The sequence below is a fragment of the Kineococcus mangrovi genome (genome assembly GCF_041320705.1).
In the GTDB taxonomy this organism is placed as follows: Bacteria; Actinomycetota; Actinomycetes; order Actinomycetales; family Kineococcaceae; genus Kineococcus; species Kineococcus mangrovi.
The window spans coordinates 545,914-572,510 of the sequence record NZ_JBGGTQ010000003.1; the positions used below are offsets into that span (position 1 = coordinate 545,914).

Annotated in this window: 23 protein-coding genes and 1 tRNA gene; 18 read left to right on the plus strand and 6 right to left on the minus strand. The window is 76.1% G+C overall.

The features are described from left to right. Positions 1–8: 8 nt before the first annotated feature. Genes AB2L28_RS08475 through AB2L28_RS08485 form a run of 3 tightly spaced genes read right to left on the minus strand, consistent with a single transcriptional unit; the run spans position 9 to position 3,083 of the window. Positions 9–866, minus strand: coding sequence for an ABC transporter ATP-binding protein (locus AB2L28_RS08475; RefSeq protein ID WP_370718303.1), 858 nt, complete (start codon positions 864–866; stop codon positions 9–11). A gap of 31 nt (positions 867–897) precedes the next feature. Then, a complete protein-coding gene (locus AB2L28_RS08480) occupies positions 898–1,986 on the minus strand; it encodes a FecCD family ABC transporter permease (protein WP_370718304.1) in 1,089 nt (362 codons plus the stop codon). 11 nt (positions 1,987–1,997) lie between these two features. Next, positions 1,998–3,083, minus strand: coding sequence for a FecCD family ABC transporter permease (locus AB2L28_RS08485; RefSeq protein ID WP_370718305.1), 1,086 nt, complete (start codon positions 3,081–3,083; stop codon positions 1,998–2,000). Between the two features lie 247 nt (positions 3,084–3,330). On the opposite strand from AB2L28_RS08485, the gene AB2L28_RS08490 reads away from it, so the two are divergent. The 3 genes from AB2L28_RS08490 to hrpB are packed head-to-tail and all read left to right on the plus strand — an operon-like array spanning position 3,331 to position 8,314. Then, positions 3,331–4,923 (plus strand): DEAD/DEAH box helicase, encoded by a 1,593-nt coding sequence (locus AB2L28_RS08490; protein WP_370718306.1) that lies wholly within the window; start codon positions 3,331–3,333, stop codon positions 4,921–4,923. 24 nt (positions 4,924–4,947) lie between these two features. Continuing rightward, positions 4,948–5,769, plus strand: coding sequence for a hypothetical protein (locus tag AB2L28_RS08495; RefSeq protein WP_370718307.1), 822 nt, complete (start codon positions 4,948–4,950; stop codon positions 5,767–5,769). A 43-nt stretch (positions 5,770–5,812) separates the two neighbouring features. Next, positions 5,813–8,314 (plus strand): ATP-dependent helicase HrpB, encoded by a 2,502-nt coding sequence (hrpB, locus tag AB2L28_RS08500; RefSeq protein ID WP_370718394.1) that lies wholly within the window; start codon positions 5,813–5,815, stop codon positions 8,312–8,314. Here hrpB and AB2L28_RS08505 read toward each other — a convergent pair. Next, positions 8,306–8,821, minus strand: coding sequence for a phosphoribosyltransferase (locus AB2L28_RS08505; RefSeq protein WP_370718308.1), 516 nt, complete (start codon positions 8,819–8,821; stop codon positions 8,306–8,308). The two genes, hrpB and AB2L28_RS08505, sit on opposite strands and share 9 nt — an antisense overlap. A 131-nt stretch (positions 8,822–8,952) precedes the next feature. Between AB2L28_RS08505 and AB2L28_RS08510 the strand changes: the two genes are divergently transcribed. Together AB2L28_RS08510 and AB2L28_RS08515 are read left to right on the plus strand one after the other, a co-directional pair. Then, positions 8,953–10,005: an FAD-dependent oxidoreductase gene (locus AB2L28_RS08510; RefSeq protein WP_370718309.1), complete on the plus strand. Its 1,053-nt coding sequence runs from the start codon at positions 8,953–8,955 to the stop codon at positions 10,003–10,005. 25 nt (positions 10,006–10,030) lie between these two features. Beyond that, complete coding sequence (locus AB2L28_RS08515; protein WP_370718310.1) at positions 10,031–10,522, plus strand: glutathione peroxidase; 492 nt, start codon at positions 10,031–10,033, stop codon at positions 10,520–10,522. 7 nt (positions 10,523–10,529) lie between these two features. On the opposite strand, the gene AB2L28_RS08520 is transcribed toward AB2L28_RS08515, so the two are convergent. Together AB2L28_RS08520 and AB2L28_RS08525 are read right to left on the minus strand one after the other, a co-directional pair. Further along, positions 10,530–11,216, minus strand: a complete 687-nt coding sequence (locus tag AB2L28_RS08520) for a SprT-like domain-containing protein (protein WP_370718311.1) — start codon at positions 11,214–11,216, stop codon at positions 10,530–10,532. A gap of 135 nt (positions 11,217–11,351) precedes the next feature. Beyond that, positions 11,352–11,426, minus strand: a tRNA-Arg gene (locus tag AB2L28_RS08525). A gap of 139 nt (positions 11,427–11,565) precedes the next feature. Here AB2L28_RS08525 and argS point away from each other — a divergent pair. From argS to AB2L28_RS08590, 13 genes are all read left to right on the plus strand, one after another. Then, positions 11,566–13,230, plus strand: a complete 1,665-nt coding sequence (argS, locus tag AB2L28_RS08530; protein ID WP_370718312.1) for an arginine--tRNA ligase — start codon at positions 11,566–11,568, stop codon at positions 13,228–13,230. A 14-nt stretch (positions 13,231–13,244) separates the two neighbouring features. Continuing rightward, positions 13,245–14,636 carry a diaminopimelate decarboxylase gene (gene lysA, locus AB2L28_RS08535; RefSeq protein WP_370718313.1) on the plus strand — a complete coding sequence of 464 codons (1,392 nt, stop codon included), beginning with the start codon at positions 13,245–13,247 and terminating at the stop codon, positions 14,634–14,636. Positions 14,637–14,734: 98 nt separating this feature from the next. Further along, positions 14,735–16,051, plus strand: coding sequence for a homoserine dehydrogenase (locus AB2L28_RS08540; RefSeq protein ID WP_370718314.1), 1,317 nt, complete (start codon positions 14,735–14,737; stop codon positions 16,049–16,051). Further along, a complete protein-coding gene (gene thrC / locus AB2L28_RS08545) occupies positions 16,051–17,130 on the plus strand; it encodes a threonine synthase (RefSeq protein ID WP_370718315.1) in 1,080 nt (359 codons plus the stop codon). Before AB2L28_RS08540 ends, thrC begins: the two co-directional genes overlap by 1 nt. Positions 17,131–17,156: 26 nt before the next feature. Then, on the plus strand, positions 17,157–18,116 hold the full coding sequence (thrB, locus tag AB2L28_RS08550; protein WP_370718316.1) for a homoserine kinase: 960 nt from the start codon (positions 17,157–17,159) through the stop codon (positions 18,114–18,116). 300 nt (positions 18,117–18,416) lie between these two features. Continuing rightward, on the plus strand, positions 18,417–20,495 hold the full coding sequence (gene rho / locus AB2L28_RS08555) for a transcription termination factor Rho (RefSeq protein ID WP_370718317.1): 2,079 nt from the start codon (positions 18,417–18,419) through the stop codon (positions 20,493–20,495). Between the two features lie 138 nt (positions 20,496–20,633). Continuing rightward, positions 20,634–20,849, plus strand: coding sequence for a 50S ribosomal protein L31 (gene rpmE, locus AB2L28_RS08560; protein ID WP_367639502.1), 216 nt, complete (start codon positions 20,634–20,636; stop codon positions 20,847–20,849). An 87-nt stretch (positions 20,850–20,936) separates the two neighbouring features. Continuing rightward, a complete protein-coding gene (prfA, locus tag AB2L28_RS08565) occupies positions 20,937–21,998 on the plus strand; it encodes a peptide chain release factor 1 (RefSeq protein WP_370718318.1) in 1,062 nt (353 codons plus the stop codon). A 74-nt stretch (positions 21,999–22,072) separates the two neighbouring features. Beyond that, the gene (locus AB2L28_RS08570) at positions 22,073–22,558 is read left to right on the plus strand and encodes an ArsR/SmtB family transcription factor (RefSeq protein WP_370718319.1); all 486 of its coding nucleotides are present in this window, start codon (positions 22,073–22,075) and stop codon (positions 22,556–22,558) included. After that, positions 22,555–23,673 carry a serine hydrolase domain-containing protein gene (locus AB2L28_RS08575; protein WP_370718320.1) on the plus strand — a complete coding sequence of 373 codons (1,119 nt, stop codon included), beginning with the start codon at positions 22,555–22,557 and terminating at the stop codon, positions 23,671–23,673. Before AB2L28_RS08570 ends, AB2L28_RS08575 begins: the two co-directional genes overlap by 4 nt. A gap of 9 nt (positions 23,674–23,682) precedes the next feature. Further along, positions 23,683–24,528, plus strand: a complete 846-nt coding sequence (gene prmC / locus AB2L28_RS08580; protein WP_370718321.1) for a peptide chain release factor N(5)-glutamine methyltransferase — start codon at positions 23,683–23,685, stop codon at positions 24,526–24,528. 57 nt (positions 24,529–24,585) lie between these two features. Then, positions 24,586–25,305 carry an L-threonylcarbamoyladenylate synthase gene (locus tag AB2L28_RS08585; protein WP_370718322.1) on the plus strand — a complete coding sequence of 240 codons (720 nt, stop codon included), beginning with the start codon at positions 24,586–24,588 and terminating at the stop codon, positions 25,303–25,305. Continuing rightward, positions 25,302–26,477, plus strand: a complete 1,176-nt coding sequence (locus tag AB2L28_RS08590; protein ID WP_370718323.1) for an MraY family glycosyltransferase — start codon at positions 25,302–25,304, stop codon at positions 26,475–26,477. Before AB2L28_RS08585 ends, AB2L28_RS08590 begins: the two co-directional genes overlap by 4 nt. Positions 26,478–26,597: the final 120 nt, after the last annotated feature.

Consider the following 26,597-nt stretch of genomic DNA (forward strand, 5'->3'; position numbering starts at 1 on the left):
GCGACACGCTAAGGGGCGTGGACGTCGGCGGGCCGGTCGGGGTGCTCACCGGGGGGTCGCCCGGGCGCGCGCCCCCGCCGGCTCGTGCGGGCGCGGGGCACGACCAGGGGCGTGCCCGTCTCCGGGTCCGGCACGACGACGCACGGCAGGCCGAAGACGGCCTCGACGAGCTCGGCGGTGACCACCTCGGACGGGTCGCCCTGGGCCACCACCGCGCCGTCCTGCATCGCGACGAGGTGGGTGGCGTAGCGCGCGGCGTGGTTCAGGTCGTGCAGGACGGCGACCAGCGTCCGGTCCTGCTCCTCGTGCAGCTGGGCGCACAGGTCGAGCACCTCGATCTGGTGCGCGACGTCGAGGTACGTCGTCGGCTCGTCGAGCAGCAGCAGGGGGGTGTCCTGGGCCAGCGCCATCGCGATCCACACGCGTTGGCGCTGACCCCCGGACAGCTCGTCGACGGTCCGTTCCGCCAGGTCCTCCACCCGCGTCCACGCCATCGCGGCGTCCACGGCGCGCTCGTCGTCGGCCGACCACTGGCGCAGCAGCTTCTGGTGCGGGAACCGGCCGCGGGCGACGAGGTCGGCCACGGTGATGCCGTCCGGGGCCGTGGCCGTCTGCGGCAGCAGGCCGAGCCGGCGGGCGACCTCCTTGCCGGGCAGGGAGTGGATCTGCTGCCCGTCGAGCAGGACCGCGCCCCGCTTCGGCTTGAGCATCCGCGCCAGGGCCCGCAGCAGCGTGGACTTCCCGCACGCGTTGGGGCCGATGACGACGGTGAAGGACCCGTCGGGGATCTCCACGTCGAGGTCGCGCACGATCGTGCGGTCGTCGTAGGCGAGGGTGAGGTCCTGCGCGTGCAGGCGCGTGTCCACGGGGTGCTCCGTTCTCCGGGGTCGCACGGGGTCAACCGCGCCCGCGGCGCCACTGCGAGACCAGCAGCCAGGCGAGGTAGAGGCCGCCCACGGCGCCGGTGACGACGCCGACGGGCAGCTGGGTGGGGGCGAAGACGCGCTGGGCGGCCAGGTCGCTGACGAGCAGCATGAGCGCGCCGGTGAGACCGGCCGCCACGAGGCCGGCGCCCACCGCGCCGGTGAGCCGGCGGGCGATCTGCGGGGCGGCGAGCGCGACGAAGGCGATGGGCCCGGCGGCCATGGCGGCCAGGGCCGTCAGCGCGGTGGCCAGCACCAGCACCAGACCCCGGGTGCGGCCGACGTCGAGGCCGAGCGCGCGGGCCGCGTCGTCACCGAGGTCCAGCAGCGTCAGCGACCGGCCCGCGACCAGCAGCACCGGCAGCAGGAGCACCAGGCCGGCGCCGAGCGGGGCCGCCTGCTCCCAGCCGCGGCCGTTGAGGGACCCGGCGATCCACAGCTGGGCGCCCTGGGCGTCCTCGACGCGGGCACGGGTGAGCAGGTAGCTGTTGACCGCCTGCAGCACCGCCGAGGCGCCGATCCCGACGAGGATCAGCCGGTAGCCCTGCACGCCGCCGCGGCGGGAGAGCAGGTGGACGAGCACCGCGGTGAGGCCGCCGCCGGCCAACGCCCCGAACGACACCGACCACCCGCCGAGCTGCAGCACCAGCAGGACCACGAGGGCCCCGGTGACGGCGCCGGAGGTGAACCCGATGACGTCCGGGGACCCCAGCGGGTTGCGCGTCACGAGCTGGAACACCGCACCGGCGACCCCGAGGGCCACCCCCACGAGCAGGCCCGTGACCACGCGCGGCAGGCGCAACCCGGTGACGATGAACTCCTCGGCCCGGTCGCCGCGACCGGCCAGGGTGCGCAGGACGTCGGGCACGGAGATCGGGTAGTCGCCCGTCGTGAGGCTCACCGCCACGACGGCGGCGAGCAGCGCGAGGAGCACGACGCAGACGGTGACCGTGCGGCCCTCGACGCGCACCGACAGCCCCCGCCCGGCCCGGACGGTGCGCCCGGCCCGCGCCCGGTCGGCGACGCGCGGGCGGGGGACGGCGCCGTCCAGACCGACGTCCACGCCGGGGGCGCTCACAGCTGGGCCAGCCGGCGGCGGCGGACGAGGGCGATGAGGACGGGTGCCCCCAGGACCGCCGCGACGATGCTGACCTCCAGCTCGCCGGGGCGGACGACGACCCGGCCCAGGACGTCCCCGAGCAGCAGCAGCGCGGGGGCCGCGACGCAGGACAGGGACAGGACCCAGCGCTGGTCCGGGCCGGTCAGGGCCCGGACCAGGTGCGGCACGGCCAGCCCGACGAAGGCGATGGGCCCGGCGGCCGCGGTCGCCGCGCCGCACAGCAGGGTGACGGCGAGCGCCGTCAGGACGCGGGTGCGGCCCACGTGCGCGCCGAGGGCCCGGCCGGAGTCCGCGCCGAGGGCGAGGGCGTTCAACGGCCGGGCCTGGCTGAGCCCGAGCGCGGTCCCCACGACGAAGAACGGCAGCAGCTGCCCGACGACGGACAGGTCCTGGCCGGCGAGCGTGCCGACCTGCCAGAACCGGAACCGGTCGAAGGTGCGGGTGTCCAGCAGGACCGTCCCGCTGACGTAGGCGTGCAGCGCGGCCGAGATCGCCGTGCCGGCCAGGGCCAGCCGGACCGGGGTCGCCCCACCGCGCCCCGTGGCGCCGAGCAGGTAGACGAGCACCGAGACGACGGCGGCTCCCGCGACCGCCGCCCACACCAGCTGCAGGCGCGAGGTGAGGCCGAGGACGCCGACCGCGGTGACCATCGCGGCGGCCGCCCCGGCGTTGACCCCCAGCAGGCCGGGGTCGGCCAGCGGGTTGCGCGTCAAGGCCTGCATGAGGGCGCCGGACAGGCCGAGGGCGGTGCCGACGGCGAGGCCGACGAGCGTGCGCGGCACCCGCAGCTCGCGGACCACGAGGACGTCCTGCGGGTCCCCGCCGCTCCCGCGCAGCGCGTCGAGGACGGAGCCGAGGGGGATCTCGCGGGACCCGACGGCGAGGCTGGCCAGCACGGCGACCAGGAGCAGGGCGAGCGCCACCGCCAGGGCCGTGGGGCGGTGCACGCGCCGGCGCCGGTCCGGTGGACGGCTCGCGGGGCGGCCGGGCGCGGGGCCGGGCGCGGGACCGGCCGACCGCGGCGTCGTCGAGGTGGGCACGGCGAGTGAGGTTAGCCTCTCCACCCTCGGGTCCGCACCGCCGGGCACTGAGGTCCCGCGGCCGGCCGCCGATGGAGGGGTGGCACCCACCCCGGCCCAGGCCCACTAGGGTGGTCGCCGGCGGTCACCGGAGGTGGCCGCGGTCGAGTGTTCAGTCCGGGTGCGCCCGGGCGCAGGTCCCCCGTGGTCCACGGGTGCGGTCGGGCACCACGGCCGATCCCCGTGTCCGACCACCGGAAGGTTCTCCGTGACTTCGTCCGCGCCCCGCGGCTCCCGCACGTCCACGACCGGCTCGCGCCCCGTCGAGGGTTCCGTCCCCCAGCCGCGCCGTCGCCGCCGTCCCGCCCAGGGGAGCGCACCCGTCCAGGACGGGCGGGCCGCGCGCCCCGCCCGCCCGGACGTCGTCCCCGACACCGCGACCGAGGTCGTGCCCGACGGCCGGTCCTTCGCCGAGCTCGGCGTCCCGCAGGCCCTCGTCGACGTCCTCGCCGCCCGCGGGGTCTCCAGCCCCTTCCCCATCCAGAGCGCGACGCTGCCGGACTCCCTCGCGGGCCGCGACGTCCTGGGCCGCGGCCGCACCGGCAGCGGCAAGACCATCGCCTTCGCGCTGCCGCTCGTGGCCCGCCTCGCCGCCTCGCAGCGTCCCCGTCGCAGCACGCGCCCCCGCTCCCTCGTCCTCGTGCCCACGCGCGAGCTCGCCAACCAGGTCGCGGCGAGCGTGACACCGCTGGCCCAGGCGGCCGGTCTGCGCACCGCCGTCGTCTTCGGCGGCGTCGGCCAGAACCCGCAGGTCACGGCGCTGGCGCAGGGCGTGGACGTCCTCATCGCCTGCCCGGGCCGGCTGGAGGACCTCATCGGCCAGGGCCACTGCCGCCTCGACGCCGTCGAGGTCACCGTGCTCGACGAGGCCGACCACATGGCCGACCTCGGCTTCCTGCCCGGCGTCAAGCGGCTCATGGACGCCACCCCCGTCGTGGGGCAGCGCCTGCTGTTCTCGGCCACGCTGGACAACGGCATCGACGTCCTCGTCAAGCGCTACCTGTCCGAACCCGTCGTGCACTCCGTCGACCCGGCGGTCGCGCCCGTGTCGACGATGGAGCACCACGTCCTCGAGGTCGCCACCGACACCAAGGCCGCCCTCGTGCGCGAGCTGGCCGCCGGCCGGGGCCGCACCGTCCTGTTCACCCGGACCAAGCACGCGGCGAAGAAGCTGGCCAAGCAGCTCACCGCGGCGGGCATCCCCGCCGTCGACCTGCACGGCAACCTCAGCCAGAACGCCCGCGAGCGCAACCTCGGGGCCTTCTCCGACGGTTCGGTGCGCGTGCTGTGCGCCACCGACATCGCCGCCCGCGGCATCCACGTCGACAAGGTCGGCCTCGTCGTGCACGTGGACCCGCCCACCGAGCACAAGGCCTACCTGCACCGGTCGGGCCGCACCGCCCGCGCCGGCGCCGGGGGGCTCGTGGTGACGGTCGCGACGCCGGACCAGCGCGGCGACGTCCGCACCCTGGCGCGCCAGGCCGGCATCTCGCCCGAGTGGACGCCGGTCGGCACCGGGCACGCGCTCACCGCCCGCCTCGTCGGGCCGACCGCCGCCTACGTCGACCCCGCCGACTCGCCCGTCCCCACGGCCCCGGCGCAGCCGCAGCGGGCGCCGAAGCAGCGCACCACGACGGCCACGACGGCGCAGGCGACGCCGGGCAGCGGGGGCCGGGCGTCCGGGATCCGTCCGGCCGCGGCCGGTGCGGGTGCGGCCCCCGGCGGTGCGCCGCGCCGCCGTCGCCGCGGGGGTCGCGGCGGCCGCGGCGGTGCCGGGTCCCCGGGCAGCGCGACACGCTGAGCCGTGCCGTCCTAGGTTGCTGAGGTGGGCGGGCGGCGTCGCTGGTGGGGGTACACCCACCCGCACAGCCGCGCCGCCGTCCACCTCGCCTTCTGGGTCCTGCTCACGGGGGTCGTGGGCGCCCTGTGGTGGTGGTCCCGCGGCCGGCACGCGCCCCTGCGGTCCGCGCCCGTGCGGGTGGCGCAAGGGGTCGCCGCCGGGCTCGCCGTGGGCCTGGTCCTCGTCGGGACCACCTGGCGCAGCGTGACCGACCTCGGCGACGCCCCCGTCTGCTCGGCCCCGCCGGGGGAGGAGTGGGAGTCCACGGCCGACGTCGGGGCGCTGACGCCGAGCGTCCTGGCGCAGAAGGTCGCCACCTGGCCCGAGACGGGGCTCGCGATGCTCTACGCCGACGCCCGGGGCCTGTCCGTGTGCCGCTACGCGGCGGCGGACTACTACGTGGGGGTCGTGCCCGTCGCCGTCGCCGGCAAGCGCACGACGAACTTCGGCGACATGGTCGTCTCCCCGCGCTTCCCGACGGTCCCGGCCGAGGCCGCCGCGCTGGCCCGGCACGAGTCGCGGCACCGCCCGCAGTGGGCCGTCGCCACGGTCCTGGCCGGCCCGGCCGCGTTCCCGCTCGCCTACGGCGTCGACGACTTCTTCTTCCCCGGCGCCCGCAACCACTTCGAGCGCCTCGCCGGCCTCGCCGAGGGCGGGTACGAGCCCGAGGGCACCGGCCCGGTGCTGGGTGCGCCGCAGGTCGTGGTCCTCGCCGCGCTCGGGGCCGCGGTGACGGCGTTCGCGGTGCGCCGGGCCCGCCGACGACGCCGCCGCCGTCGGCGCGCGGACCCCGCCGGGGCAGGATGACCTCGTGCCGACGGGACCGCCGACCGACCCCCCGGGGCCCGTGGTGGGCCGGCTCCTGGCCGCCCACCGCGACGCGCTGCCCGTCGCCGCGGCGGTCCCCGGGCTCCTCACGGCCCTCGACGCGCACGGGACCGCGGTGCTGCAGGCCCCGCCGGGCACCGGGAAGACGACGCTCGTCCCGCTCGCCCTCGCCGCCCACCGGGACCGGGGGCGGGTCCTCGTCGCCGAGCCGCGCCGGGTCGCCGCCCGCGCGGCGGCCGCCCGGATGGCCGCGCTGCTGGGTGAACCGGTGGGCGCCACGGTCGGGTACGCCGTCCGCGGGGACCGGCGGGTCGGGCCCTCCACGCGCGTCGAGGTCGTGACGACGGGGCTGCTGCTGCGCCGGCTGCTGCGCGACCCGGAGCTGCCCGGCGTGTCGGTCCTCCTGCTCGACGAGGTGCACGAGCGCCAGCTCGACGCCGACCTCGCCCTGGCCTTCGCGCTGCAGGCCAGGGAGCTGCTGCGCGAGGACCTGCACCTGGTGGCCGCCTCGGCGACCCTCGACGTCCCGCGCCTGGCCGAGCTGCTCGCCGCGCCCGTCGTCACCGCGACCGCCCCCGTCCACCCCCTCGACGTGCAGTGGTGCCCGCCCGCGCGGCCGGTGCGCCCGCCCGACGGGTTGCGCGTGGACCCGGCGCTGCTCGACCACGTCGGCGCGCTCGTGCGCCGGGCGCTGGCCGAGCGGGACGGGGACGTCCTCGTCTTCCTGCCGGGCACCGGGGAGATCCGTGCCGTCGAGGGGCGGCTGGCGGGCACCGCCCCCGACGTCGACGTGGTCTCGCTGCACGGCGGGCGGTCCGCCGCCGAGCAGGACGCCGCCCTGCGGCCGGGGACCCGGCGCCGCGTCGTGCTGGCCACCGCGGTGGCCGAGTCCAGCCTCACCGTCCCGGGGGTGCGCGTCGTCGTCGACGCCGGGCTGGCCCGCGTCCCCCGCTTCGACCACGCCCGCGGCCTCGGCGGGCTCGACACCGTCCGGGTCTCGCGCGCCGGAGCCGACCAGCGCGCCGGTCGCGCCGCCCGCGAGGCCCCCGGCACGGTCTACCGGGCGTGGTCGGGCGCCGAGCACGCCCTGCTGTCCCCGCACGCGGTCCCGGAGGTCCTCACGGCCGACCTCACCGGGTTCGCCCTCCTGTGCGCCGGGTGGGGCGACGTGGCCGACCTCCCGCTGCTCGACGCGCCGCCACCGGGACCCCTGGCCGCCGCCCGGGAGACCCTGCACCGCCTGGGGGCGCTCGCGGACGGGGCGCTCACGCCGCTGGGCCGGCGGATGGCCGACGTCGGGCTGCACCCGCGGCTGGCCCGGGCCCTGCTCGAGGGCGCCGACCGGGTCGGGCGCCGCCCCGCCGCGGAGGTGGTCGCCCTGCTGTCCGAGGACGGCGGCCCCGGGTCCGGCGACGACCTCGTCGCGCGCTGGCGCGCCGCGGGCCGGGAACGGTGGCCGCAGTGGCGCCGCGAGGTCGAGCGGCTGCTCGCCGCGCTCCCCGGGGGCGCGGGCCGGACGGCGGCGGCGGTGCCCCGGGACCTGGCGGCCGGCCTCGTCGTCGCGCTCGCCCACCCCGAACGGGTCGCGCGGCGCCGCACCCGTGACGGCGACCGGGACGGGACGGCCTACGCCACCGCGGGCGGGACGGGCGTCGAACTGGGGTCCGGCAGCGGTCTGCGCGGCGCGCCGTGGCTGGCGGTGGCCGTCGCCGACCGCGCCCCCGGCCGGGCCGCCGCGTGCGTGCGGGCCGCCGCACCCCTCGACGAGGGCACCGCCCGCGAGGTCGTCGGCGTCGAGGTGGTCGACGAGGTCGGCTGGGACGGGGACGTGCGCGCCCGCCGCGTCGAGCGCCTCGGGGCGCTGGAGCTGTCGTCCCGCCCGCTGGCGGACCCACCCGCGCACGCGGTGGCCGCGGCGGTCGCCGACGGGGTCCGGCGCGAGGGGCTGGAGCTGCTGACGTTCGGCGCCGCAGCCCGCTCGCTGCGCGCCCGCGTCGCGTGCTGCCGCGCGGCGCAGGGGGACCCGTGGCCGGACCTCGGGGACGAGCACCTGCTGGCGACCCTGCCGCAGTGGCTGGGCGGGCCGCTGGCGGGGGTCCGCTCGCGCCGCGACCTCGCCCGCGTCGACGTGCTGACGGCGCTGCGCGCGCTCCTGCCCTGGCCGTGGGCCGGCCGCCTCGACGAGCTGGCCCCCACCGACCTGCCGGTGCCGGCCGGGCGGCGCGTCGCGCTCGACTACGCCGACCCGGCCGCCCCCGTGCTCGCGGTGAAGCTGCAGGAGGTGTTCGGCTGGACGGCCACCCCCCGGCTGGTGGACGGGCGGGTGCCCGTCGTCCTGCACCTGCTCTCACCCGCGGGCCGCCCGCTCGCGGTCACGGCGGACCTGGGGTCGTTCTGGCGCGGCGTCTACCCGTCCGTGCGGGCGGAGAACCGCGGCCGCTACCCCAGGCACCCGTGGCCGGAGGACCCGCTGACGGCCGTCCCCACGGCCCGCACGGCGCGCTCCGCCCGCGGCTCAGGCTGAGGCGACCCCCGGGACGGGGCCCTGCGAGGACCAGGGGAACTCGATCCACCGGTCGGTCCCGCGCCAGGCCCAGTCCGGCTCCCGGGTCGTCGTCGGCTTGCGGTAGACGACGACCGACCGTGCCCGCACCCCGGCGTCGGCGCACATCTCGACGACGACCCCCAGGGTGCGGCCGGTGTCGGCGACGTCGTCGACGACGAGCACGTCCCGGCCGGCCAGTTCGGCGAGGTCCACCGACGGTGCGAGCACGACCGGCTCGGGGAGCCGGGAGTCGACCCCCGTGTAGAACTCGACGTTGATGGTGGCCGTCTCCTTCACGTCGAGCGCGTAGGCCAGGCCCGCGGCCAGGGGGAGCCCGCCCCGGGCGATGCCGAGCACGACGCCGGGCCGGAAGCCGTCCCGGGCGATGCTCGTGGCGAGGTCGCGGACGGCGTCGCCGAAGGTCGACCACGTCAGCACCTCCCGCGTCCGGGTGTCGGCGGGCGCGGGGGCGGGGGCGTCGGTCACGCGGCGAGGCTAGTCGTCCTGAGCACGGCCGGTGGGGACCCCGGGCGCCCGCTTCCCGACGCGCCGGGCGCCGGGACACTACGATCACTGGCTGTGACCACTGGTGCGCCGCGTCGACCGGGGGGACGGGTGTGAGCCCGGCCCTGCACACGGTCGACGTCGTCGTCGTGGGCGCCGGCCAGGGCGGCCTGTCGGCCGCCGCCTTCCTCGACCGCGCCGGGCTGGACCCGGGGCGGGGGTACGTCGTCCTCGACGCCGACGACGAACCCGGCGGCGCCTGGCGCCACCGCTGGCCCGGGCTGGTCATGGCCCGCGTCAACGGGGTCCACGACCTGCCCGGTTTCCCGCTCGGCGCGATCGACCCCGCCGCGGCGGCCCGCGACGTGGTCCCCGCCTACTTCGCCGAGTACGAGCTGCGCCTCGGGCAGCCCGTGCGCCGGCCCGTCGTCGTCGGCGACGTCCGGCCCGCGGGGGCCCGGCTGCTCGTGACCTCCTCGGCGGGGACCTTCGCCGCGCGGGCGGTCCTCAACGCGACCGGGACGTGGACGCGGCCGTTCTGGCCGTCCTACCCCGGCCGGGAGACGTTCCGCGGCCGGCAGCTGCACACCGCCGACTACGCCGGGCCGGAGGAGTTCACGGGGCAGCACGTCGTCGTCGTGGGGGGCGGCATCTCGGCCGTGCAGCACCTCGAGGACCTCGCCGCGCACGGCGTGGGCACGACGTGGGTCACGCGCCGCGAACCGGTCTTCCGCGAGGACTTCGACGTCGACGCGCGCCGCACGGCCGTGGAGGTCGTGGCCCGCCGGGTGGCGGCGGGGGAGCCGCCCGGCAGCGTCGTCTCGGCCACCGGTCTCGTCCTGACCCCGCAGGTCGCGGCCCTGCGCGACCGCGGCGTGCTCAAGCGCCACCCGGCGTTCTCGCGCATCGCGCCCGACGGCGTCGCGTGGGCCGACGGCTCCCGCCAGGGCGCCGACGCGATCCTGTGGGCGACCGGGTTCCGCCCGGCCCTGGACCACCTGCGGAGCCTGCACCTGCGCGAACCCGGCGGCGGGATCCTCGTCGACGGCACCCGGGTCGTGCGCGAACCGCGGCTGCACCTGATCGGCTACGGCCCGTCGGCCAGCACCGTCGGGGCGAGCCGCGCCGCCCGCCAGGCCGTCCACGAGGTGCTGGCGGGACGCTGAGGCGCCGCGGGTACGTTCTGCGCCCATGAGCTCCCCCTTCTCCGTACCCCTCACGGCGCTCGCCGGCGGACCGCTGCCCGCGGACGCCCTCGACGGCCGCGCCGTCCTCGTCGTCAACGTCGCCTCCCGGTGCGGGCTGACCCCGCAGTACGAGGCGCTGGAGGCCCTGCACCGGGAGTTCGCCGGCCGGGGGTTCACCGTGCTCGGCGTGCCGTGCAACCAGTTCAACGGCCAGGAACCGGGCACCGACGCCGAGATCGCCGAGTACTGCTCGGCCACCTGGGGCACGACGTTCCCCATGACGGCGAAGGCCGACGTCAACGGGCCGGACCGCCACCCGCTGTACGACGTGCTGGCCGCCACGCCCGACGCCGACGGCGAGGCCGGGGACGTGGCCTGGAACTTCGAGAAGTTCCTCGTGGCCCCCGACGGGCAGGTGGTGGGCCGCTTCCGCCCGCGCACCACGCCGGAGGACCCGGCGCTGCGGTCGGCGGTCGAGGCGACCCTGCCCGGCTGAGCCGCGCTCACGGGCGCACGGGTTCGGCGAGGGCGAACGGCACCGCGAGGACGCCCCGCCGGACCCGGACGTGGTACCGGGACCGGCCCACCTTCACGACCTCCCCGGTGCTGCCCGCGTGCGGACCGCCGCCCCCGACCCGCACGCGGGTGCCGACCGGCAGCCGGTCCCGCACCACGGGGCCGACGCTCCCGGCGGACAGGTGGGCCCAGTCCTCCTGGTAGCTGGCGGGCAGCGCCGACGGGGCGACCGGCCGGCCGTGCAGGCTCCAGCTCACGACGTGGTCCGGGTCGAACCACGGTCCGCAGCGCGCGCACGCGAGGACCCGCGTCGGGCGGCGGTGGCGGGTGACGACGTGGCCGGCCGGGCACGTGCCGGTCCACGGCCCGGGCGGGCGGGGCGCCCGCGACGTCCGTTCCCCGGAGCACCCGATGCGCAGCGCCGTCTCCCGCCACACCGCGTCGTGGCCGTGCCGGGGCCCGACCAGCGCGTGGGCGATCTCGTGCAGCACCGTGTCCCGGACCTCGGCCTCGTCGTGCAGGGCCGTCAGCGGGCCGCTCAGCCCGATCTCGCGCCGGTCGGCCCGGCAGACCCCGGCCCGGGTCCTGGCCCGGTCGAGCACCACCGTCCAGTCGTCCAGCCCGTGCCGGGCGCAGAGCTCCCGCGCCACCACCAGCGCCTCGCGCACGTCCACCCGCACCCCTCGCCCGTCCCGCCCCGGCCCGATCCCGCGCCACATCCGAGCACAGCCGTCGGACACGGGGACCGCAGCGGCGGTGCGGCCCGGGAACGCCGAAGGGCGCCGCACGGTGTGCGGCGCCCTTCGCGCTGGTGCCCCCGGCAGGACTCGAACCTGCGCACACGGCTCCGGAGGCCGATGCTCTATCCGCTGAGCTACGGGGGCCCTGCGGTGCGACGCCGACACTACCAGCGATGGGCGCCCGCCCCGACCAGCACCACCCCCCGGCCCCCCTGACCGGCTCCTGGTCGGCCCCGCGGGTGGCGGACGGAGGTGAGGCGGTGCGCCGGTAGGCTTGCCACTCGTGACTCCCGCCGAGCTCTCAGCTGCCCTGAGGGACGCCCTGACCACGGCCGTGACGGCCGGAGAGCTGTCCCTCGACCCCGCCGACGTCCCGGCCGAGGTCCGCGTGGAGCGCCCGAAGAACCGCGACCACGGCGACTGGGCCACCAACGTCGCCCTGCAGCTGGCCAAGAAGGCCGGGACCGCGCCGCGCGAGGTCGCCGCCGTCGTGCAGCGCCGCCTGGTGCAGGTCCAGGGCGTGCGGGCCGTCGACGTCGCCGGCCCGGGGTTCCTCAACATCACCCTCGACGCCGCCGCCGCCGGCGACCTCGCCCGCGTCGTCGTCGAGGCCGGTGCCGCCTTCGGCCGGGCCGCGGTGCCCAGCGGCGAGAAGGTGAACCTCGAGTTCGTCTCGGCCAACCCCACCGGCCCCATCCACCTCGGCGGCACCCGGTGGGCCGCCGTCGGCGACTCCCTGGCCCGGGTCCTGGAGGCCGCCGGCGCGCAGGTGACGCGCGAGTACTACTTCAACGACCACGGCGCGCAGATCGACCGGTTCGCCCGCTCGCTGCTGGCCCGCGCCCACTCCGAACCCGCCCCCGAGGACGGTTACGGGGGCGACTACGTCGGCGACATCGCCGACGCCGTGCTGGCCCGCGTCCCCGGCCTGCTCGACCTGCCCCGCGACCAGCAGCAGGAGGCGTTCCGCCGCGAGGGCGTCGACCTCATGTTCGGCGAGATCAAGCAGTCCCTGGCGGAGTTCGGCGTCGAGTTCGACGTCTACTTCCACGAGGACTCCCTGCACACCTCCGGTGCCGTCGACCGCGCCGTCCAGCGGCTGCGCGACCTCGGCCGGATGTACGAGGCCGACGGCGCGACCTGGTTGCGCACCAGCGACTTCGGCGACGACAAGGACCGCGTGGTCCTCAAGAGCGACGGGAACCCGGCCTACATCTCCGGCGACCTCGCCTACTACCTCGACAAGCGCGAGCGCGGTTTCGACCGCTGCGTGCTCATGCTCGGCGCCGACCACCACGGCTACGTCGGCCGGATGATGGCGATGTGCGCGGCGTTCGGCGACGAACCCGGCGTCAACCTCGAGATCCTCATCGGCCAGATGGTCAACCTCGTCCGCGACGGCGTGCCCGTCCGGATGAGCAAGCGCGCCGGCACGGTCGTGACGATGGAGGACCTCGTCGGGGCGGTCGGCGTCGACGCGGCCCGGTACTCGCTCGTGCGCTCCAGCGTGGACTCCAGCATCGACGTCGACCTGGACCTGCTGACGCGGCGCACGAACGACAACCCCGTCTTCTACGTGCAGTACGCCCACGCCCGCACGGCCAACGTCGCCGTCAACGCGGCGGCGGCCGGGGTGCGCCGCGAGGACGCCTTCGACCCCGCCCTGCTGACCGACGAGACGGAGTCCCTGCTGCTGGCCGCCCTCGCCGAGTTCGGCGAGGTCGTGCGCCGCGCCGGGGAACTGCGCGAACCGCACCGCGTCGCGCGGTACCTGGAGGAGCTGGCCGGCCGGTTCCACAAGTTCTACGACGCCTGCCGCGTCACGCCCCGCGCGGGCGAGGACGTCACCGACGTGCACCGCACCCGGCTGTGGCTGAACGACGCCACCCGCCAGGTGCTGGCCAACGGTCTGGCCCTGCTCGGCGTCTCGGCGCCGGAACGCATGTGAGGAGAGGGACACCCGTGGCGGACATCGCCGTCGTCCCCGCGTGGCTCACGCCGCCGGCCGACGTCAACGAACTGCTCCCGCAGCTGTGGGCGCGCACCGTCGCCCGCGACGCCGACGGGGCGCTGCGCGTCGGCGGCGTGGGCGTGGCCGACCTCGCGCGCGAGCACGGCACGCCGCTGTTCGTCGTCGACGAGCTGGACTTCCGCTCGCGGGCGCTGGCCTTCCGCGACGCCTTCGCCGACGCCTTCGCCGACCTGTGCGGGGGGGCCGACGTCTACTACGCGTCCAAGGCGTTCCTCGCCACCGGCGTGGCGCGCTGGATCGCCCAGGACGGTCTGCACCTGGACACCGCCTCCGGCGGCGAGCTCGCGCTGGGCTTGCGCGGTGGCGTCCTGCCCGCGCGGATCGCGTTGCACGGCAACAACAAGTCGCGTCGTGAGATCGCGACCGCGCTCGAAGCCGGGGTGGGCCGGATCGTCGTGGACTCCCTCGGCGAGATCGACCTGGTCGCCGACCTGGCGCGCGAGCGCGGAGTCGTGGCCCCCGTCATGCTCCGGGTCACGGTGGGCGTGGAGGCCCACACCCACCAGTACGTCGCGACGGCGCACGAGGACCAGAAGTTCGGGCTCTCGCTGGCCTCGGGGCAGGCGGAGGTCGCCGTCGCCCGGGCCCTGGCCCGGCCCGAGCTGCAGCTGCTCGGCCTGCACAGCCACATCGGCTCGCAGATCTTCGACCTCGGCGGGTTCGAGGTCTCGGCCCGCCGGCTGCTGGAGCTGCACCGCCGGGTGGAGCGCGAGCACGGGGTCGAGCTGCCCGAGGTCGACCTCGGCGGCGGCTACGGCGTGGCCTACACCTCCGAGGACAAGCCGTTGGCGCCCACCGAGATCGCCGGCCGGCTGGCCGAGATCGTGGCCCGGGAGTGCCTCGTGCAGGGCATCGCCGTCCCGCGCGTCTCGGTCGAGCCGGGGCGGGCCATCGCGGCCCCGAGCACGTTCACGCTCTACGAGGTCGGCGCGACGAAGGACGTCGAGCTGGACGGCGGGACGCGCCGCCGCTACGTCTCGGTCGACGGCGGGATGAGCGACAACATCCGCACCGCGCTCTACGACGCGGACTACTCCGCGACGATCGCCTCGCGCGCCTCGACCGCCACCGGGGTCCTGTCCCGCGTCGTCGGCAAGCACTGCGAGAGCGGGGACGTGGTCGTGCGCGACGAGTTCCTGCCCGACGACGCCGGTGCGGGGGACCTGCTCGCCGTCCCCGGCACGGGGGCCTACTGCCGCAGCATGGCGAGCAACTACAACCAGGTGCCGCGACCGGCGGTGGTGGCCGTGCGCGACGGGGTGACCTCGCTGCTGGTCCGCCGGGAGACGCCGGAGGACCTGCTCGCGCTCGACGCGGGCTGAGCGGGCCCGCCGCGGGCGGGTGAGAGGGTTGGCCCGGGTTCCCGCGGGACGGGCCGGGACGACGAGTCGAGACGGACGGGCGGGACGATGCTGGACGGATGTGGGGAGCACACGCGGTGGAGCCGGTGAAGGTCGCGCTGCTCGGGTGCGGTGTCGTGGGCACCGAGGTGGCGCGGTTGCTGACGACGCAGGCCGACGACCTGGCGGCGCGCGTGGGCGCGCCGCTGGAGCTGGTGGGCATCGCGGTGCGCCGCCTGGGCCGCGACCGCGGGCTGGGCCTGGACCCCTCGCTGTTCACGACCGACGCCGAGGAGCTCGTGACCCGCGCCGACGTGGTCGTGGAGGTCATCGGCGGCATCGAGCCGGCGCGCTCGCTCATCCTGCGCGCCGTCGAGCACGGGGCCTCCGTCGTGACCGCCAACAAGGCGCTCCTGGCCGCCGACGGCCCGGCGCTGTACGAGGCGGCCGCCAAGGCCGGTGTCGACCTGTACTACGAGGCCTCCGTCGCGGGCGCCATCCCGCTGCTGCGTCCCCTGCGCGAGTCCCTCGTCGGCGACCGCGTCACCCGCGTGCTCGGCATCGTCAACGGGACCACGAACTACGTCCTGGACCAGATGGACACCGCGGGCATGGGCTTCTCCGAGGCCGTCGAGCAGGCCCAGGCCCTCGGGTACGCCGAGGCGGACCCGACCGCCGACGTCGAGGCGTTCGACGCGGCCGCGAAGGCCGCGATCCTCGCCTCCCTCGCCTTCCACACGCGCGTCAGCCTCGACGACGTGCACCGCGAGGGCATCACCGAGGTCAGCGCCGCCGACGTGCGCGCGGCCCAGCTGCAGGGCTGCGTCGTGAAGCTACTGGCGATCTGCGAACGCGGCGCGGACGCCGACGGCAACGAGGCCGTCTCGGTGCGCGTGCACCCGGCGATGCTGCCGCGCGAGCACCAGCTCGCCGGTGTCCGCGGCGCGTTCAACGCCGTCTACGTCGAGGCCGAGTCGGCCGGGCAGCTGATGTTCTACGGCCCCGGCGCCGGCGGGCAGCCCACGGCCAGCGCGGTCATGGGTGACGTCGTCGCCGTGGCCCGGCACAAGGTCGTCGGCGGACGCGGCCCGGGGGAGTCGGCGTACGCGCAGCTGGCCGTCCAGCCCATGGCCGAGACGGTCACGCGCTACCACGTGCGGCTCGACGTGGCCGACAAGCCGGGCGTGCTCGCCCAGGTCGCGGGCGTCTTCGCCGGGCACGGCGTGTCCATCGAGGCCGTCCAGCAGCGTCAGGACGACGCCGGCCGCGCCGTCCTCGTCGTCGTGACGCACAGCGCCACCGACGCGGCCCTGTCGGGCACGGTCGACGAACTCGGAGAGCTGGACATCGTGGACTCCGTGGCCGGTGTGCTGCGGGTCGAGGGAGGGGACGCCTGATGGCGCACGTGTGGCGAGGTCTCGTCGAGGAGTACCGGGACAGGCTGCCCGTGACCGAGGCCACCCCGGTGGTCACGCTGGGCGAGGGCGGTACCCCGCTCGTGCCGGCGCGGCACCTGTCCGAGCTCGTGCGCGGGCGCGTCCTCATCAAGGTCGAGGGCTGCAACCCGACCGCGTCCTTCAAGGACCGCGGCATGACGATGGCCATGAGCAAGGCCAAGGAGAACGGCGCGGAGGTCGTCATCTGCGCCTCCACGGGCAACACCTCGGCCTCGGCGGCCGCCTACGCCACCGCCGCGGGGATCCGCTGCGCCGTCCTCGTGCCCGACGGCAAGATCGCCATGGGCAAGCTGTCGCAGGCCGTCGCCCACGGCGCGACGATCCTGCAGGTCGACGGCAACTTCGACGACTGCCTGAACCAGGCCCGCAAGCTCGCCGAGGCCTACCCCGTCGAGCTGGTGAACTCGGTCAACCCCTACCGCATCGAGGGCCAGAAGACCGGGGCCTTCGAGGTCGTCGACGTCCTCGGCGACGCCCCCGACATCCACGCCCTGCCCGTCGGCAACGCCGGCAACATCACGGCGTACTGGAAGGGCTACACCGAGTACGCGAAGGACGGGGTCGCCTCCCGCACCCCGAAGATGTGGGGCTTCCAGGCCGCCGGCGCCGCGCCCATCGTCAAGGGCCACCCGGTCGACGAGCCGGAGACCATCGCCACGGCCATCCGCATCGGCCACCCGGCGTCCTGGACGGGGGCCACCACGGCCCGCGACGACTCCGGCGGTCGCATCGACGCCGTCACCGACGAGCAGATCCTCGCCGCGCACCGCTGGCTGTCGGCGCGCGAGGGCGTCTTCGTCGAACCCGCCTCGGCCGCGGGGGTGGCCGGTCTGCTGGCCGCCCACGAGGCCGGTGAGGTCGAACCCGGTCAGACGATCGTCATCACGGTCACCGGTCACGGCCTGAAGGACCCGCAGTGGGCGCTGCAGCTGGCCGCCGGCTCCGAGGGGTCGGTCGAGCCGGTCCGCGTCCAGCCCGACGCCGTCACCATCGCCCGCGCCATCGGCGTGGACGTCTGACCCGCGTGGGCCCCGTCCCCGGTCCCGTGACGAGCCCGCAGCGGCTCGCGGCGCTGCCCGCCGGCACCGCCGCGACCGTCCGGGTGCCCGCGACGAGCGCCAACCTCGGGCCCGGGTTCGACGCCTTCGGCCTCGCCCTCGACCTGTGCGACGAGGTGCGGGCCGAGGTCGTCGACGGCGCGGGCCTGCGGGTGCGCGTCGAGGGGCAGGGCGCCGGTGTCGTGCCGACGGACGAGCGTCACCTCGTCGTCCGCGTGCTGCGCGAGGAGCTGGCCGCCGCCGGGTTCACCGCCCCCGGTCTGGATGTGCTGTGCCGCAACGTGATCCCGCACGGGCGCGGGTTGGGGTCGTCGGCATCGGCGATCGTCGCGGGGCTGGCCGCGGCGCGCGCGCTGCTGCTGGCGGCCGGGGCGGTCGCCGAGCACGAGCAGGAGACCCGGGCGCGGGTCCTGCTGGAGGCGTCCCGCCGCGAGGGCCACCCGGACAACGCCGCACCCGCCGTCCACGGCGGGTTCACCATCGCCTGGACGCGGGGGGAGGACCCCACCCACCCCGACGCCGTGCGGTCGGTGCGCCTCGCCGTCCACCCCGACGTCCGCGCCGTGGTGTGCGTGCCGGCCGAGGAGCTGGCGACCTCGAGGGCGCGGGCCCTGCTGCCCGCCACCGTCCCGCACGGGGACGCGGCGCTGACGGCCGGCCGGGCCGGTCTGCTCGTGCACGCCCTGACCACCGACCCCTCGCTCCTGCTCGACGCCACCGAGGAGCGTCTGCACCAGGCTCAGCGGGCCCCCGCGATGCCGCGGTCGGCCGAGCTGCTGCGCGCGCTGCGCGCCGAGGGCCTGGCGGCCGTCGTGTCCGGGGCGGGGCCCAGCGTCCTCGTGCTGACGGACGAGGCGGGTGTCGGGCGCGTGTCCGGCCTCGCCGCGCAGGGCGCGTGGGACGTGCACGCCCGGCCCGTGCACGCCGCGGGCGTCGACTGGTCCTGACCGTCCGGTCGCGACGCGCCGTGCGCCGAACGGGGGACCGGGAACGCGGGCGCCCGGGCGGGTGTTAGCATCGACGACAGCACCCACGGCGGGACACTCACGGTGGGGCTCTTCCGAGTCGAGAACCGTCCCTGCTGCGTCCGCTCCCCGTCTCCGGGTGCGTCTCCACGTTCTCGCCGCGCCTCTGCGTGTGGCCGTGGATTTCCCATCCTGCCCATCGGGCAGTCACCGCGACACCCCCGGACCCGACGAAGCGCCGGATCCGCCGGTCAGTCGCACCGACGAGGGGGAAGGACCTTCGTGACCGACACCACCGACATCGCCGCCACCGGCGGTTCGTCCGAGGCGCCCGCGCGCCGCACGGGCAGCCTGTCCGCGTTGCGGCTCCCGCAGCTGCAGGCCCTGGCCTCCGAGCTGGGCATCTCCGGCACCGGGCGCATGCGCAAGGTGGACCTGCTGGCCGCCATCCGTGAGCACCAGTCCGGCACGGCGCAGCGCAGCGCCCGCACCGAGGCCCCCGCGCAGGCCGCCGCCCCGGCGGTCGAGCAGACCGGTGCGCAGCAGCCCGCCGAGCAGCCCGTCGCGCAGCAGCCCGCCGCCGAGCAGCTCCCGGTGGAGCAGCCGCCCGCCCAGGCCCCGCGCACCCGCTCGCGCCGGGCGGGTGCCCCCGCCGGTGCGCCGCCGGTCACCGCGCCGGTCCCGGACGAGCAGCCCGCCGCCCAGGCCCCCGAGGCCGACACCGCCTCCGCGACGCGCAGCGAGCCGACCCTGGACGACTTCACCCGCGGCCGCGGGGACCGTCCGGAGCGCAACGACCGGGGTGATCGGGGTGACCGGGGCGACCGGGGTGACCGGTCCGAGCGCCAGGACGACGCCCAGCCGCGCCTGTCCCGCCGCGAGCGCGCGCGCCGCGACCGCGTCCGCGAACCCGACCAGCAGGTCGAGCTGCCCTCGATGCCCCGACGCGAGAGCGCCGAGGGCGAGTCCCGCCGCGACCGCCAGGACCGGCAGGACCGCCCCGAGCGCACCGAGAACCGCGCCGATCGGGACGAGCGGGGTGAGCGCTCCGAGCGCGGTGAGCGCCCGCAGGCCGGGCAGAACAACGGCCCGGACGACTTCGACGGCGACGGTGGCCGTCGCGGCCGGCGCAACCGCTACCGCGACCGCAAGGGCCGCCGCGGCGGCCGTGACGGCGGGGGTGCGCCCGAGGTCGACGAGAACGTCTCCGAGGACGACGTCCTGCTGCCCGTCGCGGGCATCCTCGACGTCCTGGACAACTACGCGTTCATCCGCACGTCGGGCTACCTCGCCGGCGCCAACGACGTCTACGTCTCCCTCGGCCAGGTCAAGAAGAACAACCTGCGTCCCGGCGACGCCGTCACCGGCGCCGTCCGCCAGCCCCGCGAGGGCGAGCAGTCGGGGGCGCGGGCCAAGTTCAACGCCCTCGTCCGCGTCGACACCGTCAACGGCGCGCCGCCGGAGCAGGCCCGGCACCGCCCGGAGTTCACCAAGCTCACGCCGCTGTACCCGCAGGAGCGGCTGCGCCTGGAGACCGAGCCCAACGTCCTGACCACGCGCATCATCGACCTGATGTCGCCGCTGGGGAAGGGTCAGCGCGGTCTCATCGTCGCGCCCCCGAAGGCCGGCAAGACGATGGTCATGCAGGCCATCGCCAACGCCATCACGACGAACAACCCCGAGTGCCACCTCATGGTCGTCCTCGTCGACGAGCGGCCCGAAGAGGTCACCGACATGCAGCGGACGATCAAGGGTGAGGTCATCGCCTCCACCTTCGACCGCCCCGCGTCGGACCACACGGCCGTCGCCGAGCTCGCCATCGAGCGGGCCAAGCGCCTCGTCGAGCTCGGCAACGACGTCGTCGTGCTGCTGGACTCCCTGACCCGCCTGTCCCGCGCGTACAACATCTCGGCGCCGGCCAGCGGTCGCATCCTGTCCGGTGGTGTCGACGCCTCGGCGCTGTACCCGCCGAAGCGGTTCTTCGGCGCGGCCCGCAACGTCGAGAACGGCGGCTCGCTGACGATCCTGGCCTCGGCCCTGGTCGAGACGGGCTCCAAGGCCGACGAGGTCATCTTCGAGGAGTTCAAGGGCACCGGGAACATGGAGGTCCGCCTGTCGCGCCAGCTGGCCGACAAGCGGATCTTCCCCGCCGTCGACGTGCCGGCCTCCGGCACGCGGCGCGAGGAGATCCTCATGTCCCGCGAGGAGCTGCAGACCGTCTGGAAGCTGCGCCGCGTGGTCACCGCGCTCGACGCGCAGGCCTCCATCGAGCTGCTGCTGGACCGCCTCAAGAAGACCCGCAGCAACCTCGAGTTCCTGCACCAGGTCCAGACGTCCACCCCGCTGGTCAACAAGGACTGACGGGAACAACCCGCGGGGGTCGCCGGTTGTCAACCACCGGCGGCTCCTGTGGGAGACTGCTTCGACACCGCAGGCACCGGCTCACGCCAGCTCGACCCAGGCGACCCGGTGCCGACTGAGCGCTTTGAGGAGAGAACCGTGAAGGCTGGCATCCACCCGGACTACGTCGAGACCCAGGTCACCTGCACCTGCGGCGCGACGTTCACCACCCGCAGCACCGAGAAGAGCGGGGAGATGCGCGCCGACGTGTGCAGCGCCTGCCACCCGTTCTACACCGGCAAGCAGAAGATCCTGGACACCGGTGGCCGCGTGGCCCGCTTCCAGCAGCGCTACGGCAAGAAGACCGCCAAGTAGTCCGCTCCCAGCGCCGGTCCCACCGCCCTCCGGGGTGGCGGGGCCGGCGCTGTCGCGTTCCCGCCACCTCGCCCCCAGGAGCCCTGAGTGTTCGAGACCGTCCAGCCGCTGCTCGACGAGCACGCCGAGCTCGAACGCCGCCTGGGTGACCCCGCCGTCCACGCCGACGCGGGTCTGGCCAGGCGCCTGGGCCGGCGCTACGCGGAGCTGCAGCAGGTCGTCGAGGCGCACACCGCCTGGCGCACGGCCGTCGACGACGCCGAGGCGGCCCGCGAGCTGGCCGCGGAGGACCCCGGCTTCGCCGCCGAGCTGCCCGCGCTGGAGGAGGCCGCCGCGGCGGCGGGGGAGCGGTTGCGCCGGGTCCTGCTGCCGCGCGACCCCGACGACGCGCGCGACGTGATCCTCGAGGTGAAGGCGGGTGAGGGCGGGCAGGAGTCCGCCCTCTTCGCCGGCGACCTGCTGCGGATGTACCTGCGCTACGCCGAGCAGCGCGGCTGGGCGACCGAGCTGCTCGACGCCACCCCCAGCGACCTCGGCGGGTACAAGGACGTGTCGGTGGCCGTGAAGAGCCGCGCCGCCGCGGCCGAGGGCGTCTGGCACCGGCTGAAGTACGAGGGCGGCGTGCACCGCGTCCAGCGGGTGCCCGTCACCGAGTCCCAGGGTCGCGTCCACACGTCCGCCGTCGGCGTCCTCGTGGTGCCCGAGGCCGAGGAGGTCGAGGTGGACCTCGACCCGAACGACCTGCGGGTCGACGTCTTCCGCTCCTCCGGACCCGGTGGCCAGAGCGTCAACACCACCGACTCCGCCGTCCGCATCACCCACCTGCCCACCGGCATCGTCGCCAGCTGCCAGAACGAGAAGTCCCAGCTGCAGAACAAGGAGCAGGCGCTGCGCATCCTGCGCGCGCGGCTGCACGCGGTGGCGCAGGAGGCCGCGGACGCGCAGGCGTCGGCTGCCCGCCGCTCCCAGGTGCGCACGGTCGACCGCTCCGAGCGGATCCGCACCTACAACTACGGCGAGAACCGCATCGCCGACCACCGCACCGGCTTCAAGGCCTACAACCTCGACACCGTGCTCGACGGCGAGCTCGACCCCGTCATCCAGTCCGCGATCGACGCCGACGAGGCCGCTCAGCTCGCCGCCCACTGATCCGTCCCCGTCCTGCGCGCACGGGAGACACGACGGGGATGCGTAGCTACTACGGATGTGCGTAGGATCGACGGGTGGACGAGGAACGGTGGGCCCTCCTCGAGAAGCGCCTCGCCGCGCTCGAGGCCCGCGTCGCCGACGGGGCGGACCCGCGGGACGACGACCGGTTCTGGGCGCTGCGGGAGCTGAAGCGGCAGGCGGAGGGACGTTCGCACGTCCTCTTCACCGGCAGCGTGACGCTGCCGACGGGGGCGTCCTTCGAGTGGCAGGAGACCGTCGAGGTCTCCTCGATGCTGCAGGCCGACCCGACGCAGGCCGTCGCCGCGCTGTCCGCGCTGGCCCACCCGGTCCGGCTGCAGCTGCTGCACAAGGTGCTGCACGGCCGGCACACCGTCCCCGAGCTCGGGGAGGGCCTCGGCACCTCCGGGCAGCTCTACCACCACCTGCGCCAGCTCGTCGCCGAAGGCTGGCTGACCACGTCCGGCCGGGGTCGCTACGACGTCCCGGCCGAGCGCGTGGTGCCGTTCCTGACCCTGCTCGCCGCCGCTGGACTGAGGTGATCGCGTTGCCCGCCGACCCGTTCCGATCCGCACTGCGCACGAGCGGCCTGCTCGCCGTCCTCACGGCCGCGGTCCTCGCCCTCACCGGGGCAGCCGCGCCGGCCCCGCCGGCACCGTCCGCCGACACCACCGGGGACCCGGTCCTCGCCGCCCGGCTGCGCGCGGCCACGGCGGACCTGGCGGGCCAGGGGTTCGCCGTGGCCGCCGGCGACGCCACCGGCGGCACGTCCGCGGCCATCGGGACCGCCGCCCCCGGGCGGGCGCTGACGGCCGCCACGCCGCAGGAGATCGGTTCGGTGACCAAGGGGCTCACCGGTCTGCTCCTCGCCGACGCCGTCGAGCGCGGGGAGGTCGCCCCCACCACGACGCTCGGGGACGTCCACCCGTGGCTGTCCGGGCCCCTCGCCTCCACGACGCTGGAGGAGCTGGCCACGCACACGTCCGGGTTGCCGCGGCTCAGCACGCGGGCCGCCCTCGCCGCGCCGATCACCGCTCTCACCTACGGGAATCCGTACCGGTGGGACACCCCGGAGAACCTGCTGCGCGACGCCGCGTGGACGCCCCTGCGCGGACCGCGGGGCGAGTTCGCCTACTCCAACCTCGGCTACGCACTGCTGGGCAACGCCCTCGCGCAGCGGCTGGGGCAGCCCTACCCGCAGCTGCTGCGCGAGCGCGTCCTGGACCCGCTCGGCACGACCGCGACGGAGGCGGCGCCGGACCCGCTGCCCGCCGGACGGGCTCGCGAGCTGGGTCCGGACGGCCGGCCCAGCACCCCCTGGCGCTCCAGCGGCAGCACCCCGGCGGGCACCGGGGTCTACTCCACGGCCGAGGACCTGGGCGAGCTGGCGGCAGCCGTGGCGCGGGGTGACGTGCCCGGGGCCCGCGCCCTCGACGCGGTGGTGCAGACCCCCGGGGCGGGGGTGGGCTGGGGCTGGCTGTCCGCCGAGCTCGCGGGACGGACCGTGGTCGGCGTCAACGGCGCGACGACCGGGGTGCGCACGTCCGTGTGGGCCGTCCCGGCGACGGGGCGGTGGGTCGCCGTCACCTCACCGAGCGGTGGCACGGGGGAGGCGGACACGCAGACCGTGGCGTTCCGGCTGCTCGGGCTGGCCTAGCCTGCGCGGGTGGTCACCGCGCGTCAGCTGCTCGTCGAGGCCGGGCGGCGGCTCGCCGAGGCCGGCGTCCCCACCCCCGCTGCGGACGCCGAGGCGCTCCTCGCGCACGCGCTGGGCGTCACCCGCTCCCGGCTCGGGGTGCTCGCCGCCCTGGGGGACCCGGTGGAGGCGGGGGCTTTCGCCGACCTGCTCGACCAGCGCGCGGCGCGGGTGCCGTTGCAGCACCTCACGGGCCGCGCCGGGTTCCGCTCGCTGGAGCTGCGGGTCGGCCCCGGCGTCTTCGTCCCCCGGCCCGAGACCGAGACCGTCGCCGGCCTGGCGGTCGCCGAGGCGCAGCGGCTGACCGACCCCGTCGTCGTCGACCTCTGCACCGGGTCCGGGGCCATCGCCCTGGCGGTGGCGACGGAGGTCCCCTCCGCGCGCGTGCACGCCGTCGAGCTGGACCCGATGGCGCACGCCTGGGCCCGGCGCAACGTCGACGACCTCTCACCCTCGGTCGACCTGCGGCTCGGTGACGCCGCCACGGCGTTCGCCGACCTCGACGGGACCGTCGACGTCGTGGTCAGCAACCCGCCCTACGTCCCGCCGGGTGCGGTGCCCGTGGACCCGGAGGTGGCCCGCCACGACCCCGAGGTCGCGCTGTACGGCCTGGGCGACGACGGTCTGCAGGTGCCGCGCCGCGTCGTCGCCACGGCGGCGCGCTTGTTGAGGCCGGGGGGCTGCGTGGTCGTCGAGCACGCCGAGGTGCAGGAACGCTCGGCCCGGGCGATGTTCGCGGCCGGGACGTGGACGGACGTCGAGAGCCACCGCGACCTGACCGACCGTCCCCGGGCGACCACGGCCCGCCGTCGCTGACGCGCCGACGCACGGCTGCCGTTCCGCGCCGGCCCGTCGGTGGGAGACTCTTGCCCCGTGAGACCCCCGTTCGACTGCGCCGACCCCGTCACCCGCGACCGCGGCCTGTCCGCCGCGCACAACGCGATCAAGCGCGGTGAGGTCGTCGTCCTGCCGACCGACACCGTCTACGGCATCGGTGCGGACGCCTTCAACCCCGCCGCGGTCCAGCGCCTGCTCGAGGCCAAGGGCCGCGGGCGGGAGATGCCGCCGCCGGTCCTCGTGCCCGAGGTCCGCACGATCGACGGACTGGCCAGCTCGATCCCCTTCGCGGTCCGCGAGCTCGTCGACGCGTTCTGGCCCGGCGCGCTGACCATCGTGTGCCGGGCCCAGCCGTCGCTGACGTGGGACCTGGGGGAGACGAACGGGACGGTCGCCCTGCGCATGCCGCTGCACCCCGTGGCGTTGGAACTGCTCGGGCGCACCGGCCCGATGGCGGTCTCCAGCGCCAACAAGTCCGGGCAGCGCGCGGCCACCCTCGCCGAGGAGGCCGTCGAGCAGCTCGGGGAGTCGGTCCGCGTCTACCTCGACGCCGGCGCCAGCCCCCAGGGCGCACCCTCCACCATCGTCGACGCCTCCGACGGCCCGCTGCGCGTCCTGCGCGTGGGGGCGATCAGCGAGGCCGAGCTGCGCGCGGCCGTCCCGGACGGCTGGGCCGAACCGGACCGGCCCGACGACCGACCCGCCGGGTCCGCGCCGGAGCAGGAGTCCGGGACGGCGCCGCTCACCAGCGGATGAGGGCCTATCTCCTCGTCATCGTCGTGGCCGCGGCCGTGACGTACCTGACGACGCCGCTCGTGCGGCGCCTCGCCCAGCGCGTCGGGGCCGTGACCCCGTTGCGGGACCGGGACGTGCACACCGTCCCGATCCCGCGCCTCGGCGGGCTGGCGATGCTCCTGGGGATGGGGGCCGCGCTGGTCGTGGCCAGCCGCATCCCGTTCCTGTCCCGGGTGTTCGACACCGACCCCGGCCCCCTGTGGGTGCTGGTCGGCGCCGCGGTGGTCGTCGCCGTCGGGGTCGCCGACGACATCGTCCAGCTCGACGCCGTCACCAAGCTGGCCGGTCAGGTGCTCGCCGCGGGGATCATGGGCTGGCAGGGGGTGAGCCTGCTGCAACTGCCCATCGGCGGGGTCACGCTGCTGTCCGGGCGCACCATGATGATCATCACGATCCTCGTCGTGCTCGTGTCGGTGAACGCCGTGAACTTCGTCGACGGCCTCGACGGCCTCGCCGCGGGCATCGTCGGCATCGGCGCCACCGCCTTCTTCGGCTACTCCTACGCGCTGCAGCGGGGGAGCGTGCCGGACGACTTCTCCTCCCTCGCCACGCTCATCGCCGCCATCACCGTCGGGGTGTGCCTGGGGTTCCTGCCGCACAACTTCCACCCGGCGCGCGTCTTCATGGGCGACTCCGGGTCGATGCTGCTCGGGCTGCTGATGGCCAGCTCGACGATCGCGGCGACGAGCACCGTCGACCCCACGACGGTCGAGAACGAGCAGATCGCTCCGGCCTTCTTCCCGCTGCTGCTGCCGATCGCCGTCCTGCTCGTGCCGTTCAGCGACATGCTGCTGGCCGTCGTGCGCCGGACGCGAGCGGGCAAGGCCTTCTGGCACCCCGACAAGAAGCACCTGCACCACCGCCTCCTGCAGATCGGCCACTCCCACCGGGTGGCCGTCCTGACCATGTACTCCTGGGCGGCCTTCCTGAGCTTCGGTGCCGCGACCTCGGCGTTCCTGCCGCTGCCTCAGGCGCTCGCCGTCGCCTTCGGTGCCGGGTGCCTCGTGCTCGCCCTGACCTTCCTGCCGCTGTACTGGCGGCGGAAGCGGCCGGTGGTGGACCCCGGCCCGGGTGAGCAGGACACTGCGCAGCGTGGCTCCCTCGGGGCCCCGACTGAGACGTCGCGCACATGAGCTCAGGTCGTCCACGACGCCGCGTAGGAGGTCCCTGAGTTCGTGATAGCTTTCACGAAGTCTTCCCGGGGCCGCCACGCGGCCGGACCGGAACGCCGACGAGCCGAACCCTTCGGACGA

Bases quoted from the DNA above. Each gene is read 5' to 3' on its own strand.
- AB2L28_RS08515 (WP_370718310.1), top strand. From the start codon at position 10,031: ATGAGCTCCCCCTTCTCCGTACCCCTCACGGCGCTCGCCGGCGGACCG.
- AB2L28_RS08540 (WP_370718314.1), top strand. From the start codon at position 14,735: ATGTGGGGAGCACACGCGGTGGAGCCGGTGAAGGTCGCGCTGCTCGGG.
- thrC (WP_370718315.1), top strand. From the start codon at position 16,051: ATGGCGCACGTGTGGCGAGGTCTCGTCGAGGAGTACCGGGACAGGCTG.
- AB2L28_RS08590 (WP_370718323.1), top strand. From the start codon at position 25,302: ATGAGGGCCTATCTCCTCGTCATCGTCGTGGCCGCGGCCGTGACGTAC.